This is a genomic window from Flavobacterium sp. Arc3 (assembly GCF_041431375.1).
Lineage (GTDB): Bacteria > Bacteroidota > Bacteroidia > Flavobacteriales > Flavobacteriaceae > Flavobacterium.
Window position 1 is genome coordinate 13396 of the sequence record NZ_JASMRI010000012.1, and the last position, 16223, is coordinate 29618.

General features: G+C 35.0%; 16 protein-coding genes. 5 read left to right on the forward strand and 11 right to left on the reverse strand.

Annotated features, from left to right (window positions below; all coding sequences use genetic code 11):
- Positions 1-58 precede the first annotated feature (58 nt).
- The 6 genes from QO200_RS10400 to QO200_RS10425 all read right to left on the reverse strand — a co-directional run bounded on the left by QO200_RS10400 (position 59) and on the right by QO200_RS10425 (position 3771).
- A complete protein-coding gene (locus QO200_RS10400; protein ID WP_371539543.1) occupies positions 59-286 on the reverse strand; it encodes a hypothetical protein in 228 nt (75 codons plus the stop codon).
- A 230-nt stretch (positions 287-516) separates the two neighbouring features.
- Complete coding sequence (locus QO200_RS10405) at positions 517-1326, reverse strand: YgcG family protein (RefSeq protein WP_371539546.1); 810 nt, start codon at positions 1324-1326, stop codon at positions 517-519.
- Between the two features lies 1 nt (position 1327).
- A complete protein-coding gene (locus QO200_RS10410; RefSeq protein WP_371539548.1) occupies positions 1328-1765 on the reverse strand; it encodes a TPM domain-containing protein in 438 nt (145 codons plus the stop codon).
- Between the two features lie 97 nt (positions 1766-1862).
- Positions 1863-2450, reverse strand: coding sequence for a LemA family protein (locus QO200_RS10415; RefSeq protein WP_371539550.1), 588 nt, complete (start codon positions 2448-2450; stop codon positions 1863-1865).
- Between the two features lie 11 nt (positions 2451-2461).
- Positions 2462-2794, reverse strand: coding sequence for a MerR family transcriptional regulator (locus QO200_RS10420; protein ID WP_091084060.1), 333 nt, complete (start codon positions 2792-2794; stop codon positions 2462-2464).
- A complete protein-coding gene (locus QO200_RS10425; protein ID WP_371539552.1) occupies positions 2794-3771 on the reverse strand; it encodes a M23 family metallopeptidase in 978 nt (325 codons plus the stop codon). The genes QO200_RS10420 and QO200_RS10425 overlap by 1 nt, the downstream gene beginning before the upstream one ends.
- A gap of 367 nt (positions 3772-4138) precedes the next feature.
- Here QO200_RS10425 and alaS point away from each other — a divergent pair, with 367 nt between their 5' ends.
- The 4 genes from alaS to QO200_RS10445 all read left to right on the forward strand — a co-directional run bounded on the left by alaS (position 4139) and on the right by QO200_RS10445 (position 9253).
- Entirely contained in the window at positions 4139-6775 is a 2637-nt protein-coding gene (alaS, locus tag QO200_RS10430; protein WP_371539554.1) for an alanine--tRNA ligase, read from the forward strand.
- Between the two features lie 108 nt (positions 6776-6883).
- Positions 6884-7648 (forward strand): hypothetical protein, encoded by a 765-nt coding sequence (locus tag QO200_RS10435; RefSeq protein WP_371539557.1) that lies wholly within the window; start codon positions 6884-6886, stop codon positions 7646-7648.
- A gap of 31 nt (positions 7649-7679) precedes the next feature.
- Positions 7680-8630, forward strand: a complete 951-nt coding sequence (locus QO200_RS10440; protein WP_371539559.1) for a GSCFA domain-containing protein — start codon at positions 7680-7682, stop codon at positions 8628-8630.
- Positions 8631-8632: 2 nt separating this feature from the next.
- A complete protein-coding gene (locus QO200_RS10445) occupies positions 8633-9253 on the forward strand; it encodes a DUF4230 domain-containing protein (protein ID WP_371539561.1) in 621 nt (206 codons plus the stop codon).
- Positions 9254-9321: 68 nt separating this feature from the next.
- On the opposite strand, the gene QO200_RS10450 is transcribed toward QO200_RS10445, so the two are convergent.
- The 5 genes from QO200_RS10450 to QO200_RS10470 form a co-directional block, all read right to left on the reverse strand.
- Complete coding sequence (locus QO200_RS10450) at positions 9322-11001, reverse strand: AMP-binding protein (protein ID WP_371539564.1); 1680 nt, start codon at positions 10999-11001, stop codon at positions 9322-9324.
- Complete coding sequence (locus QO200_RS10455) at positions 10998-11771, reverse strand: alpha/beta fold hydrolase (RefSeq protein ID WP_371539566.1); 774 nt, start codon at positions 11769-11771, stop codon at positions 10998-11000. Before QO200_RS10455 ends, QO200_RS10450 begins: the two co-directional genes overlap by 4 nt.
- A 476-nt stretch (positions 11772-12247) precedes the next feature.
- Positions 12248-14005, reverse strand: coding sequence for an aromatic amino acid hydroxylase (locus QO200_RS10460; RefSeq protein ID WP_371539569.1), 1758 nt, complete (start codon positions 14003-14005; stop codon positions 12248-12250).
- A gap of 385 nt (positions 14006-14390) precedes the next feature.
- Positions 14391-14813, reverse strand: a complete 423-nt coding sequence (locus tag QO200_RS10465) for a hypothetical protein (RefSeq protein WP_371539571.1) — start codon at positions 14811-14813, stop codon at positions 14391-14393.
- Complete coding sequence (locus QO200_RS10470) at positions 14806-15756, reverse strand: hypothetical protein (RefSeq protein WP_371539574.1); 951 nt, start codon at positions 15754-15756, stop codon at positions 14806-14808. Before QO200_RS10470 ends, QO200_RS10465 begins: the two co-directional genes overlap by 8 nt.
- A 147-nt stretch (positions 15757-15903) precedes the next feature.
- On the opposite strand from QO200_RS10470, the gene QO200_RS10475 reads away from it, so the two are divergent.
- The gene (locus QO200_RS10475) at positions 15904-16110 is read left to right on the forward strand and encodes a hypothetical protein (RefSeq protein WP_371539576.1); all 207 of its coding nucleotides are present in this window, start codon (positions 15904-15906) and stop codon (positions 16108-16110) included.
- The last annotated feature ends 113 nt before the right edge of the window (positions 16111-16223 follow it).

Here is a 16223-nt window from a genome sequence, read left to right on the forward strand (position 1 = left end):
GTAAAGTACGAGAATGCCTTTTTTCCTTAATAGCTTTAGTAAAACGAACGGTATGTTTCTATTCGTCTAAAGTGTCCATTGGCTGATCTTCATACCAGTCTTTAAAAGTTTTTGTAGCACTGTATTTATCTGTTAGAACTTTGTAAACCATAAACAGTATTAAAAAATATCCTATAATTAATAAAATCGTTAATACTTGAATTGGAATATTTAATAGACATAAAGCTGCAAAAATAAACACATACAAAGTAGTCAACCACACGATTTTAATCGCAAAATTTTTCATGGCTTTGTTTTCTATTAAAGTTACATTTTACATCGCTAAAATTTAGTTAAATAATTGATAATCAAATATTAAATAGTGATTTATTCCTTTTTGGATACTGTTTTTATAACCACGTTATTTAGAAATTTATATTGCTCTTTTTACAATGAACTCGCTTGTAAACCTTCAATATGTAGCACAAAAAAAGCTGCGAATTGCAGCTTTTTTATATATTGATAATCTATGTTTTTTTACCAGCCTCCGCTAGAGCCTCCACCCGAGAATCCTCCACCGCCAAAGCCACCGCCGAAACCACCGCCTCCGCCGCCAAATCCACCTCCCGATGAACCGCCGCCGAAACCGCCACCACCACGACCAAGACTGCTTAGGAGAATGACATCTAGTAAACTAGGTCCGCCACCGCCACGATTACCGGAGTTACCGCCGCCACCTTTGTTTTTTGAAATCAATACTATAATAATAACAATAATAATGATAAAGGGTAAAATAGGAAAGTCTTTTTCTTTAGTAACTTTTTTTCTTTCCCCTTTGTATTTTCCTGCAAAAACTTTAAAAAGCGCATCTGTTCCTTTGTCTAATCCATTGTAATAACTTCCGGCTTTGAACTCAGGTGTAATGATGTTTCGGATTATTTCTCCTCCAATTCCCGCTGTTAATCGATCTTCTAATCCATAACCTGGGTTGATGGCAATCTTTCTTTCATTCTTTGCGACTAAAATAATTACTCCATTGTCATCTTTTGCAGTTCCTCCAATTCCCCATGTTTGCGCCCATTTGGTTGCCAGTTGGCTCACATCTTCGTTTTGTAAACTTTCTATTGTAATAACAACGATTTGAGTAGTTGTACTATCAGAATAGTGAATTAGCTTTTCTTCTAATTGCTTTTTTTCTGGTGCACTAAGCAGATTAGCATAGTCATAAACTGAAGTCTGTAAACTTGGAACTTTTGGTATTGTATATTGTGCAAAACCTATTTGAGTAACAAAAAAACAAATAAGTAGTTTAAAAAAAAGTGAGCTATTTAATTTAGGTATAATCATATTATCCTTTTGAGATTTCGTTTGATAATTCATTCGTATCATCTTCAGACCATGGAAAATGTTTTTTTAGTTCTTCTCCCGCTCTTAAAACACCGTCAATCAAACCTTGTTTGAAATTTCCGTTTTTAAAATGAGCGACCATAACATCTTTGGTACTGTCCCAAAAATCATTTTCAACAATTTCATTGATACCTTGGTCACCACAAATTACAAAGGTTTTGTCTTCTACCGCCAGGTAGATTAACACACCATTTTTAAGTTGGGTTTCATCCATTTTTAGTTCATTAAAAACTTCCAGTGCACGATCAAAAGGATCTAAATCGGTTGTTTTTTCTAAGTGGACTCTAATCTCTCCAGAGGTGTTTTTTTCGGCCACACGAATCGCTTCAACAATTTCTTGCTCTTCTTCTGTTGTTAAAAAATTTTCTACTTTTGACATTGTATTGCTTTTTTTTACCTGAATCCCACGAACGATAAAGCCCGTGGGTTCTAGTTTTTTTGTTTTATTACTAAACTAATTCCCTTTTGGGCAAGTTTTAGAATTTCACTTCTACTGGCTTATCAGCCCCTGTAACAGCTTCGAAATATGGTTTTTCTTTAAACCCAAACATACCGGCAAAGATTGAGTTTGGGAAAATTTTGATATGATTGTTGTATGGTTTAACCGCTTCGTTAAAACGTGTTCTAGCGGTAAGTATTTGATTTTCTGTGCTTGCCAGTTCATCTTGTAACTTCAAGAAATTTTGGTTGGCTTTTAAATCAGGATAACGCTCTACGCTAACTAATAATCTAGATAGAGAACTACTAACACCGCTTTGTGCTTGATTGAATTGTGCTAATTGTTCTGGAGTGATATTCGTAGGGTCAACTGTTACCGAAGTTGCTTTAGCACGTGCTTCAATAACGGCAGTTAAAGTGCTTTTTTCAAAATCAGCAGCTCCTTTTACAGTATTCACTAAGTTTCCGATTAAGTCATTTCTTCTTTGGTAAGAAGTTTGAACATTACCCCAGGCTTCGTTAATACCCTGCTCATATACTACAGCAGTATTGTTGATTCCTTTAACATAACTGTATATTCCGATGATAACTACGGCTCCGATAATCCAAGGCAAAAATCTTTTCATGTTTGTTTAATTTAAAGTTGATTTTTAATATTTGTTAATTGTGTTCTAATGGTCTCTAATTTTCGAATAATTTCAAATTTATCCAACGTTTTCTTTTGCCCTTCTTTTAAATGGGTTTTAGCCCCTTCTAATGTGAATCCTCTTTCTTTTACCAAATGATAAATAAGCTGTAGGTTTTTGATGTCTTCCGGAGTAAACATCCTATTTCCCTTAGCATTTTTCTTTGGCTTCAGAATGTCAAATTCACTATCCCAAAACCGAATCAGGGAAGCGTTTACATCAAAAGCTTTGGCGATTTCACCAATGCTATAATATCTTTTATCTGGTTGTAGCTCTATGTGCATTAGTCTAATGATTGATTTTCTTGGTTCGCTAATTTTGAAATGGCAACATATTCCACTGCCGAAATATTCCCATAATAAAAATTAAGTGGATTAACTACTTTACCGTCTTTATGGACTTCATAGTGTAAATGTGGGGCTTCAGATCGACCTGTACTTCCTATATATCCTATAACATCTCCTCGTTTTACTCTTTGTCCCGCTTTGACATTGTATTTGCTCAAATGCGCATACAAGGTTTCGTATCCATAACCATGCCTAAGGACAATATGATTCCCATAACCAGAAGCATTACTGTTTGCTTGTGCCACAACTCCGTCACCAGTTGCGAAAATTGGTGTGCCTACTTTAGCCGTAAAGTCCATTCCTTCATGCATTTTACGAGCTTTAGTAAATGGATCTGTACGATATCCAAAACCAGAAGCCATGTGTTTTAAATTTTCATTCCTGACAGGCTGAATGGCAGGAATGGCAGATAGTAATTTGTTTTTGGCTTTGGCCAATTTTAAAATATAATCTAGTGATTTTGACTGTATGGCTAATTCTTTTGTAAGTACATCAACCCTTTTTGTGGTATTAAGAACCAGTTGGGTGTTGTTATATCCTTGTAAAGCGGCGTAGCGATCTTCGCCACTATATCCTGCTTTTCGTTCTTTTTCAGGTATTGGTGATGTATTGAAATAGGTTCTGTATAAATTGTTATCTCTGTCTTCAATCGCTTCAATTACATTGTCCAGCTGATTTATTCTTTTGTCTAAAACGGCATAATTCAATTTTAAATTTTCGTTTTCACGAATTAGCAGCCGGTCTTTAGGTGTATCAAAGTAAGGAGTGTTTAATAAAAGCACAAATATTAGAGAGCCAAATAATGCTGAGGCCACTAAAAACAACACAAGAAAACCAAATTTCTTCCTTTTTTTTGTTTTTATTTTTCGATAAGCTAGATTTTCCGAATCGTAATAATATTTTACTTTCGCCATATTTTAAAATACCCTATTTTTGCACATTGTAAAATGTAAGTTAAACAAATTTAATAAATGTTTCATTTGTTCCCGCGTTTTTTCAATAATAAATAAAATAATGTGCCTATTCCAGCTATTCGTTGCAAGTTCTCGTTTAGTAATCGTTTTTTCTAATGATAAAGTAGGAGCTTCCTCTGGTCGCTCTGCTATTTCAAGAAAAAATGATTACTCAATCTCGAAGCTTTACACTACAAACACGAAGTGTTCAGTGAACTCTGATGAAAATAGGAGCGTGTGAGATAATCTGGGGCAAAAATGCTTTCGAGCAATATATAAATTAAAAAACTATGTGCCTTAGCGCCTTAGTGGCAAAAAAAATAAAATAATGAAATCACAAGACGTTCGTAAACAATTTTTAGACTTTTTTCAAAGCAAAGGACATTTAATTGTTCCTTCGGCACCTATTGTTCTTAAAGATGACCCTACCCTGATGTTCAATAACTCTGGAATGGCTCAGTTTAAAGAATATTTTTTGGGTAATGCCACGCCAAAAAGCAATAGAATTGCCGACACTCAAAAATGTCTTCGTGTTTCAGGAAAACATAATGATTTAGAAGATGTAGGTTTTGATACTTATCACCATACCATGTTTGAAATGCTGGGGAATTGGTCTTTTGGCGATTATTTCAAAGAAGAAGCCTTGCCATGGGCTTGGGAATTCTTAACGGAAGTATTGAAATTAGACAAAGATCGTTTGTACGTTTCTGTTTTTGAAGGAAACGAGACAGAGAATGTCCCTTTTGATCAGGCAGCTTTTGATATTTGGAAGCAATTTGTTCCCGAAGATCGTATTATCCTTGGAAACAAAAAAGACAATTTCTGGGAAATGGGAGATCAAGGACCTTGCGGACCATGTTCTGAAATTCATATCGATTTACGTACAGATGAAGAAAGAGCGGCTGTTACGGGCAGGAGCTTAGTAAATGCAGATCATCCACAAGTGGTAGAAATATGGAACAACGTATTTATGGAATTCAACCGTAAAGCCGATGGTTCTCTTGAAAAATTACCGGCACAACACGTTGATACGGGAATGGGATTTGAGCGTTTGTGTATGGCAATGCAAAATACTACTTCAAATTATGATACTGATGTGTTTACACCGCTTATTGAAAAAGTGGAGGAAATTACAGGATTGAAATATACTTCAAATGAAGTAAAAGACATCAGTGAGGAACAAAATAAAACCAATATTGCGATACGCGTAATTGTGGATCACGTGCGTGCGGTAGCCTTCGCTATTGCCGACGGACAATTGCCTTCTAATACAGGAGCAGGATATGTAATTCGTCGTATTTTACGTCGTGCAATACGCTACGGATTTACTTTTTTGAATACCAAAGAGCCTTTTATCTATCAATTAGTAGCTGTTCTAGCCGACCAAATGGGAGAGTTTTTCCCTGAAATCAAAAAACAACAAGGATTAGTTACAAATGTAATTCGGGAAGAAGAAACGTCTTTTTTGCGTACACTAGATCAAGGGTTACAGTTGTTAGATAACGTGATTGCAACAAATCAAGGAAAAGAAGTTCCAGGAGCAAAAGCATTCGAATTGTACGATACTTTTGGATTCCCAATCGATTTGACCGCTTTGATTCTTAGAGAAAGAGGATTCAGTCTGGACGAAGCTGGATTTGATAAGGCGATGCAAGAACAAAAATCACGTTCTCGCGCAGCCTCCGAAGTTTCAACAGATGACTGGAAAATTTTAGTAGAGGGAAATACGGAAACTTTCGTAGGCTATGACAAAACTGAAAGTGAAGCAAGAATAACAAGAATTCGTAAAGTGGACTCTAAAAAAGATGGGATTATGTACCAAATCGTTTTAGATACTACACCATTTTATCCTGAAGGTGGAGGACAAGTGGGAGACAAAGGGGTTTTAGTTTCGGCAAATGAAACCATCCAAATTATAGATACTAAAAAAGAGAATAATTTAATTTTACATTTTACTAAAAAATTACCGGAGAATGTAGGCGGTGTTTTTGTAGCTAAAGTAGATAGCAAATTAAGATCAGATACTACAAAAAATCACTCTGCGACACACTTGATGCATCAGGCATTGAGAAGCATATTGGGAACACATGTGGAACAAAAGGGATCGTTAGTAAGTTCGAACCATTTGCGTTTTGATTTTTCTCATTTTGCAAAAGTATCTGATGAAGAATTACAGCAAGTAGAAGACTTTGTTAATGCTAGAATTCAAGAACAATTACCATTGATAGAACGTAGAGATATTCCTTTCGCGCAAGCGGTAGAAGAAGGTGCTATGGCTTTATTTGGTGAGAAATATGGAGATCATGTTCGCGCAATTAAATTTGGCGACAGCATGGAGCTTTGTGGAGGAATTCACGTTAAGAATACTGGCGAAATCTGGTATTTTAAAATTGTTTCAGAAGGAGCCGTTGCTGCAGGTATTCGACGTATCGAAGCGATTACGGGTGATGCCGTTAAAGTTTTCTTTGCTTCTCAGGAAAATGCATTGAATGAAATTAAGGTCGCTCTGAAAAACCCGCAAGATGTAATTAAAGCGGTAGTGTCAGTGCAAGATGAAAATGCAAAATTAAAAAAACAGGTTGAGCAATTAATTAGAGATAAGGCAAAAGGATTAAAAACAGAATTGGCGCAACAAATCAAAGAAATAAACGGAGTACAATTTTTGGCAGTCCAAGTAGATCTTAACGCAGAAGGAGCTAAAGATTTGGCTTATGATTTAGGGAACATGGGAACTAATATGTTTTTAGTTTTGGCTACAGCCGAAGAAGGAAAACCAATGTTAAGCTGTTATATTTCTAAAGAACTGGTTGCTGATAAAAAATTAAATGCAGGACAAGTAGTTCGTGAATTAGGGAAGTACATACAAGGAGGAGGAGGAGGTCAGCCTTTCTTTGCTACTGCAGGAGGAAAAAATGCAGAAGGTATTCAGGAGGCTCTGACTAAAGCAGTAGATTTTGTAGTATAATTTTTAGTAAAAAGTATATCTAGGCATAGATTTTGACGGTTAAATATTACATTGATGACAAAACAGTAAAATTTTATTTTATGGTAACACAATTTTAATTAGTTGAAAATGAAAAAAGTAAATGTATTTTGGATCTTATCGTTAGTGTTGTTTCTCTTTTATTCTTGCGCAAATGATAAAAACGGCAATGATAAATTGTTGACAAAGTTGGTAGAAAAGACTGAGGATGGTTCGTCTTTTACAACCCTATTTTCTTATAAAGGAAATGAGATTGTAAGCTCAGACAATGCTAATGAACATGTAGATTATACGTATGTGAATGGATTAATTACTAAAATTATAACAAAAAATAAAAGTAATCAATCTGCAGTAACCGTTGATTATAATTATCAAAAAGAACAGTTAGTGAGCGTCAAATCTTCTGATAATTATAGAATCGATTTTGTTCATAATAGCGATGGAACAGTTGCCTACGAAAGATTTTCTTTAGACTCTAATAATCAAGAAACTAAACTATATCATGGGGTTTTATCATTGAAGAATGATAATTTAGTAAAAGATAAGAGGACTGTAGATGGTACTCAAGTAGGTGTTGTAACGACTGAGGATGTGAGTTTTGAGTATGATTCCAAGAAGAATCCGATGCATGCTATTTTAGGATTTGACAAACTTTTAAATCAGAATCAGTTAGTATCTGTCAATAATAGTTTAATTAGTGTTGTAGAGAGTACTACCACAAATGCAGCAGACCAAATCATATCTTCAGCTAAGTTTTACAAAAGCACTTTTAAGTATGACACAGATGATTATCCAACGGAGCGGTTTGCTGAAACAGCGAAGTCAGGATCTTTAAAATCACAATACTTTTACTAATAATTCCTTCAGTTCGGATAAATAATATGTGATGCAATTTAGAACTCAAATACCCATTACAAAAAGTACTCATCCGATAGATTATAACTCAAAGATTATGTCTTTGGGTTCTTGTTTTGCGGTAAACATGTCAGAGAAACTGGACTATTTTAAATTTCAGAATTCCTGCAATCCCTTTGGTATTTTGTTTCATCCACTGGCAATCGAGAAACTAATTGCCTTTGCTGTTGCTCAAAAGGTGTTTACTGAAGAGGATATTTTTTTTTACAATGAACGCTGGCACTGTTATGATGCTCATTCTGATTTAAGCAACGCTTACTCCTTTATATTGTTGAAGGATTTAAATGATATCATTCAATCAACTTGGACACAATTAAGCGAAGCTTCTCACATTATTATCACTTATGGAACGGCTTGGGTGTATAGAAACATAGAAAGTGACACTTTAGTTGCTAACTGTCATAAAGTGCCACAAAAGCAATTTAATAAGGAGTTACTTTCAGTTGATGAAATTCAAGAATCTATTGATAATACACTGAACTTGATCCATTCCGTAAATCCCAATTGTAATATTATTTTGACGGTTTCGCCAGTGCGCCACATCAAAGATGGTTTTGTAGAAAATCAATGGAGTAAATCGAATCTAATTTCGGCAATTCACTCAATTCATAATTCACAACTCATAACTTATAACTATTTTCCCAGTTACGAAATCATGATGGATGAACTTCGTGATTATCGGTTTTATACTGAAGACATGTTGCATCCTAGCCAGGTCGCTATTGACTATATTTGGAAGCGTTTCAGGGAAACTTACATTTCAGAAACTGCTTTGTCAACAATGGATGAAGTAGAAACAATCCAAAAAAGTTTGTCTCATAGACCATTCAATCCAAACTCTGAAAGTCACCAAAAATTTGAGACTAAACTCAACAATAAAATCGCTACATTGGTTTCTCAATATTCATTTATGAAATTTTAATTATGTTAAGAAGATTACTTATTTTTATGGGCTTGATAGGCACTGTCGTGCTTTTGTTTAAGTATTGTGAATTCAAGAAGGAGGACGACTCAGCAATGGATTACAATACAAACCTGATACAGCAACAAATTGTTAATGTAGGTAAGTTAGTTGTAACAGAAGGGCATTTCTCTGAAGTGGTTACCTATAAGAATAAGGAGAAATACTTGATGGGTATAGTGTCATTCGATAAAAAAGCGTTGATTGTCGTTAATGCCGATGTCACTGTTGCCTATGATTTGCATAAAATGAAATATGATATTGACGAAAAAAATAAAACGATTACTATTCTAAGTATTCCAAAAGAAGAAATTAAAATTAGTACCGACATTCAATTTTATGATGTGGAACAAAGTAAGTTAAATCCTTTTACCGGTGATGATTATAATAAAATCAACAAATCGGTTAAAGCAAATATGGCAAAAAAAATAGAGAAGTCGACGCTTAAAACGAATGCTCAAAACAGGTTAGTTAGTGAATTGTCTAAGTTTCTAATTCTTACTAATAGTTTAGGATGGACCTTAAAGTACGATGGGGTTGTAGTTGAAAGTGAAAAAGATTTTGGCAAAAATATAAAACTATAGCAGGTGTTTAATTTGCTTTTAATAATAAGGGTTTGAGTAGCAGTAATGCGATTCAAACCCTTATTTTATTATTTTAACAACGCTAATTCAGCAATCATAATTTCTCTCATTTCGACTTTACGAATTTTACCCGTAACAGTCATCGGGAAATCAGTAACGAATTTTACCTGGCCGGGAATGGTGTAATGAGCTATTTTTCCTCTACAATATTCTTTTATCTCTAAGGCTGTGAGTTCTGATTTATCATGCATTTGAATCCAAACACATACTTGCTCGCCATATTTTTCATCTGGAATTCCAAAAACGGAGACTTCCTTTATTTTTTCATGCGTATATAGAAATTCTTCAATGACTTTTGGGTAGATGTTTTCTCCACCGCGGATGATCATGTCTTTAATTCTTCCTACAATATTGATGTAGCCTTCTTCGTCCATAGTCGCTAAATCACCACTATGCATCCAGCGGGCTGCGTCAATAGACTCATTTGTTTTGATGGGATCGTTCCAATAGCCAAGCATTACGCAGTATCCACGGGTGCACAATTCTCCCGATTCACCAATGGGAACGACTTGATGAGTTTCTGGGTGAATGATTTTTATTTCTGTATGTGGTAAAACTCTGCCCACTGTGCTCACTCTTTTGTCAAATGGTGCATCATGCCTCGTTTGAGTGCTCAACGGACTGGTTTCGGTCATGCCGTATCCAATTTCCATCTCAGTCAAATTCATTTCTGACTGGACTTTCTTCATCAGTTCAGAAGGACATAGTGATCCGGCCATAATTCCAGTTCGTAAGCTGCTGAGGTCATATTGTTTAAGATTAGGATGATCCAGCTCTGCAAAAAACATTGTGGGCACCCCAAAAAGGGCCGTTGCTTTTTCTTCAGAAATTGCTTTTAAAGTAGCTTCAGCATCAAAGGTTTCGCCCGGGTAAATCATTGTTGCTCCTTGGCTGATACAGCCCAAATTCCCTAACACCATACCAAAGCAATGGTAGAGTGGAACTGGTATGACTATTTTGTCTTTTTCAGTGATACGTTGTATTTTAGAAGTGAAATAGGCATTATTTAGAATATTGTGATGGCTTAATGTTGCTCCTTTTGAACTTCCAGTTGTACCGCTAGTAAATTGGATGTTAATTGGGTCGTCAAATGAAAGGAGAAGTTGTCGGGTTTGTAATTTATGATAATCAATGTGGATTCCCATATCGATAAACTCTTCCCACATGAGTATTCCTTGCAGATTGTTTTTGCTTAAAGAAATAACCGATTTTAACAACGGAAATTCAGCACAATCAAAAGTAGGAAGACTGTTTTTTTTAAGATCCGGAATCAACTCATAAAGCATTTGACTGTAGTCTGTATGCTTATTTTTGTCGGCAATCACAATAGATTTGCAACCAGAATGATTCAAAGCATATTCTAACTCATACGTCCTATAACTAGGGTTTATGTTTACTAAAATCGCACCTATTTTAGCCGTTGCAATTTGCACAATCAACCACTCTACACAGTTGTTAGCACATATTCCCACGCGATCGCCTTTTTGAATATCAATTGCTAAAAAAGCCTTTGCACATTGATTCACTCGGATTTCTAATTGTTCGTAGGTATATCGAATATTCTGGTGCATCGAGACCACAGCCTCGTTTTTTGGAAACCTACTTACGGTCTCTTCAAAAGCTTCGCCTATCGTTAGTCCTAATAAAGGTTCGTCACTGATGCCGCTCGTATAGCTGTATTTTTTCATAATCTTTTATTTAAAAAGGAGTTTATTGCTTGTGATATAAGGTTCGGATTTTCTTTGTGCGGAAAATGTCCGCAATCATCAATCAGAACGGCCTTGGCTTGTTTACCTATTAGTTTTGCTATGCTTGTACAATGCGCGTCGGTTGCATATTCGTCTTGTTTGCCTTGAATGATAAGGCTTGGACATTGAATTTTTGGCAGCTCAGTTTCTATATTCCAATTCTGAAAATCGTCTGAAAGCCAGCATTCGTGCCAATTCTGAAAAAGACAGTCCGTTTTGTCACCGTGGTATTTCCTTAATTGGCTACTGATTTTTTCTGAATTTTGAATTGTACGTTGAATGCCTGCCGTCGTCGCTTCTTCCACTTTCGAATGGCCAGCAATACTTACGATAGCTTTGCAGTCTTGGTATTTTGCTGCATAGAGAAGCGCAATGCTTCCTCCATCGCTAGAGCCAATTAAAACAACGTTTTTAAGGTTTTGTTTCGTGATGATTTTTTTTAGAAAGTCGGCTTCTGCTTCCAGATAGCCTTTGGACCATTTAACGGTGGTCGCTTCTGATTTTCCATGACCTAATCGATCGTATGTAAAACCAACAGATCCCATTTCTTGACATAGTATTGAGGGGAAGTCTTTCCAACTTTCAGAACAGCCTAAAGCATCATGCAAAAAAAGGAGTAGGGTATCGTTTGTACAATTTGCAGGAGTGATATAGTTACAGGAAATTGTTTCGCCCTCCATTTCAACCGTTATCGTCTCGCTGCTGCACATATTTATTTCTCGTTTTGAGATTTAAATGTAACGATTTTTTATAGGATAGACAGTCTAAAAGGCCTTTTTTAGTATGTGATAATTCAAAAAAAATGTAATTACTTTTATGAATCTGCAATATAGTTGAAGAGCGTGCTTTTTAGTGTATTTTGCTTTTAGCTTCAAAAAAAGAAAAAGCCACGAATGCACTAATTTTAATCAGTGAATCCGTGGCTAAATTTTCGCAGATTGATAAAAATTTAACTGCAAATTCATGAATTAACTATTCACGAATTTGCGGTTAAATTTTTAATAATAATAATCACTTTTAATCAGTGAATCCGTGGCTAAAATTTTTATTCGTTTTCCTTCTCAAAATAAACAACCATATATTCACGAATTAGCGATTAATTTTTTTATACTTTCAATCCAAATAAATCAGTGAATCTGCGGCTATTTTTTTTATAATAATCACTTTTAATCAGTGGCTACAAAGTTTAATCGTTTTCTTTCTCAAGAATCAAGTCCAATCCTCCAGTTATTAAATGTGCTACTTCTGGTCTTTTTTGTTTTAATTCTTCGAGGTAACTCAGGACTTCGTCCAGTTGTTGGGTTTCGTTTCTGTCTTTTAGAAGTTCCGCAATTTCAACAGCAAGTAACCAGTCTTTAGGGTGACCCGCTTTTAGCTTATGGAAAATAGGAGCTAAGGAAGCATATATGTCTTTCGATTCTCTAATAATTCTTACCGTTTGATATAGAACCTCTAACTCATCACGTTCAGGAGTATGTTTTGCTTTGATAGTTGTACTAGATGGTAAATGCGTAATCAAGTCAAAACTATTCATATCAGCAGGGCCAGAAAAAGCCGAAACTAATTTTTTACCCACTGCCATATCATATACGCCCCATTCTGGTTGAAACAAAATCGTTTCGCCGTGGTATACTGTACAATTGTTCATGCGGATAAGGATGATTTCTCCCTGTAGGTTTCGGGAACCCGTAACGATTTCCCCTTCAACGGTAATGTTGCCTTCAAATTCCAGTTTTACGGTATTGCCTTCCGTTATATTATAGGCAGTTAAGTCTTTCGGACTCATGTCCTCAATGGCAAGATTGATGCCTTTCAGTTTTCCTATCGGGCTACCAAAACCTTCTGCGTGCGCTAGTGTGCCATGGCCAACTAATTCCTTTTCGCGAGACGCTAATGCTGTTTTTCCAGTCGTTTGTATATAAATAGGTTTGCCTTCATGTGCAATCACCTTGGTGAAAACACCTGAAATTTGCAAACCAGTACTCAATTCAATAGTTCCTAAAGCGGTAGAGTCGATCAGTTTTTCAATTCCAGACAAACCGCCTGTTCGTAGTGCCATTTTATTCGCAAACTCTTCCAAAACTAAATTTAGATAGGCAAAAGTTGGCGTTACATAAAGCTGAGGTTGCAGCTTCGTAATGTCAAAACTCTGGTTTGCGGCTGATATGTCATAAGGGATTTTCTTCACCTTGTCGGTCATACAATAAGCACTTTCGCCTATCGAGGATAACAAACCGGCACCGTATATTTTTGGATTTTCAACAGTTCCTATCAAACCGTATTCAACAGTCCACCAGTGTAAATTTCTGATTTGCGCCATTTCAGATAATTCGCCCATATTATTTTGCAAGTCTTCCACTGCTTTTTCGGCTGCGTCAATAGTTGCTTGCGGCGTGTCTTCTGCTTCTTTGACTATCGATAACAGTCTGATGGCTTCATACATTTGGTAATCCTTATCCGAAGAAATCGCCTTGCAGCCTATTTCTCCAAAACGGCGTAAATATTCCGCATATTCTGGGTTGGCAATAATAGGAGCATGACCAGCACCTTCATGAATAATGTCTGGAGCGGGTGTGTATTCAATGTGTTCTAGCTGACGAATATCCGAAGCGATAACTAGTACGTTATATGCCTGAAACTCCATAAATGCGTTAGGCGGAATAAATCCATCTACTGCCACGGCAGCCCAACCAATATCCGTAAGGATACGGTTCATACCGTACATACTTGGAATGTTGTCCACTTCTATTCCCGTTTTCTTCAAGCCATCTAAATAGGACTTGTGTGCTACTTTCGATAGGTAATCCACATTTTTGCGCATCACATAACGCCATACGGCTTGATTGATAGGCGTGTAATCGCTATAATCTTGAGGCTTAATAAATTGCTTCAAGTGTTTTGGCAAGCGGTCTAATAACGGATTAGTTTCAATAGTTGCATTCATGTCGAAAACGTTGTAGTTAAGATACAAAAGTACGAAATCTGGGAGCTATTTCCCGCTTTTCATTACAAGTTTTTGCAGCGCCGTTTGTTTTTCTAGAGTTCCCGCAGGAGCTTCCTGCGGTCGCTCTGCGGCAACAAGAAAAACCAAAACGGCTTTTACAAAAAGCTTTACATTACAATTGGGGCTAGGGGAGTTGTGGGGTAATTTGAGATGTGGTAATTCAACATAACTCTTGCTTCGTTTGTCATTGCGAGGAACGAAGCAATCACACTAAAATAATCCACAAAGAAATCACATAGAGAGTTATTGTGAATTTATATAAAATTTATCTTTTATTAAACACGCACCACAAGAAAGGATTCGTGCAGCGGGGTGGAGGCTTGTTTTAAATTTTAGTATTTTTTTTGTAATTAAAAATTACTTTAGCGATAATAATTAAAATGTAAATGAATAGAATTATCGTAATAATACTAATGCCATAAAATAAAATTAATTTTATTTTATAACTTGATAAAATTCGATTTGTAATAAAACTTGTTATGTAAAGTGATATTGATAAAATAGTTATGGCTATCAAGTGTTTATTAATAGCTTTATATCTTTTTATCTGTAAAATTGTAAAGTATCTTTTTTGATCAGTTAATGGTGAATTATTTCCCTGATTGATGCTATCTAATATTTTAAGTAATTCCTCTTTTTTGTTGACAATAAAAGAATATATAACCGTAAAAAGGGTAATCGCGATACCGAAAATAACTAAGTATAGATTTAAAAAATCGTTTAAAATATTTATTTGAGAATTATTCATCTCCGTTCTTTAAGTAGTTTTGTAGAACTGTTTTTAATTTTAAAGTTACAAAATCATTTTCATATAATTTTTCTAATTCATCCTCTTGTATTATTGTTGACATATTAAAAATCTGTTCTACTAGATCGTTTAAACCATTTTGTGCATCTGCTTTATGTTCTTGAGTTATTTTATATTCTTTTTTAGAGACAATTAATTTTATTATCCTTTGTCTGAATTCATTAAATGGACTACTTATTAACTCTTCAATATCATTAAATGGCATATTTGCAAAATCATACTCCTCTTTTCGCGACAATTTAGAAGATGTTCGGTATTTTTCAAATTGTGGACTAACTGTACTTTCATCAAAACTCACCGCGTTTAATTGCATTTTAATTTGTGGAAGAATTTTGTTTTCTTTAATTTCTTTTAAAACAGCGGGTAGTTTTATAGATTTTATTGGTTGATTTAAAACTTTAGAAAGGACTAATTTTGCGGTGCTTACAACGTCGTAACTGTCTTTTTTTGGGTCGTCATAAATTAATACTATCCAGAAAATAGATTGATTTTCAGTGCCAATTATTTTTGGATAAAGCATAATGAAATTATTCTCACTTCCAATTTTGTCATTAATTTCTAGTTGATGAGTTTCATCTGGAGTAATTAAACATCCTTCTAAATTTGTATTATAAGCAGCAATTTTGAGTAGCAGATATGGAGTTGTATCAAATGAATCTTCAATAATTTGTATTTTGCCAATTTCTCTTTTAATAATTTTATTTCTCTTATCAGAAGTGAGAGAACCCTCGTTTTGATTATGTCTTTCAATTTTTGATTTTGCAGTATCGATAAATTCTTTATAGGTTATACCGTTAAAGATATTATCAGTCCTTTCAATTCTCTCAGAAGTAAATACAGGGATTTTTATGATATATTCCTTTTTTTGTATTTTTTTTGACATAATAGAAGTTTTTTTTTATGCTAAGTTACCTTATTTAAGAAAAAGATTACGAGCAAGTTATCAACAAAAGTATTGGTAGGTTAGCTCTTGGAAATTATATATCCATTTGTAAAAATTCGTATCTTTATTCTATTAAATATAACGGCTATGAATATTGAAGCGTATAAAAATCAGATAATCAAAAAACTACTTGATGTTCAGGATGAAAATCTATTAGCAGAAATAGAAGCGATTTTAGATTTAAACCCAATTGTTATACAAACACTTGACGGTAAATCCTTGAGCAAATCTGAGTATATAGAATCCATTAATGAGTCAATTGCAGATGGTGCTGAAATCCCTACTTCTGAGTAAGCACGGACTTTAATTGTATCGAAAAAAGCAAACCCGATAGCTTTTTAAAAAGCTGTCGGGCTTGAATTGAAATTCTTAAATAAGAACTGTAATTAAGTTTAGCATTCTGTTTC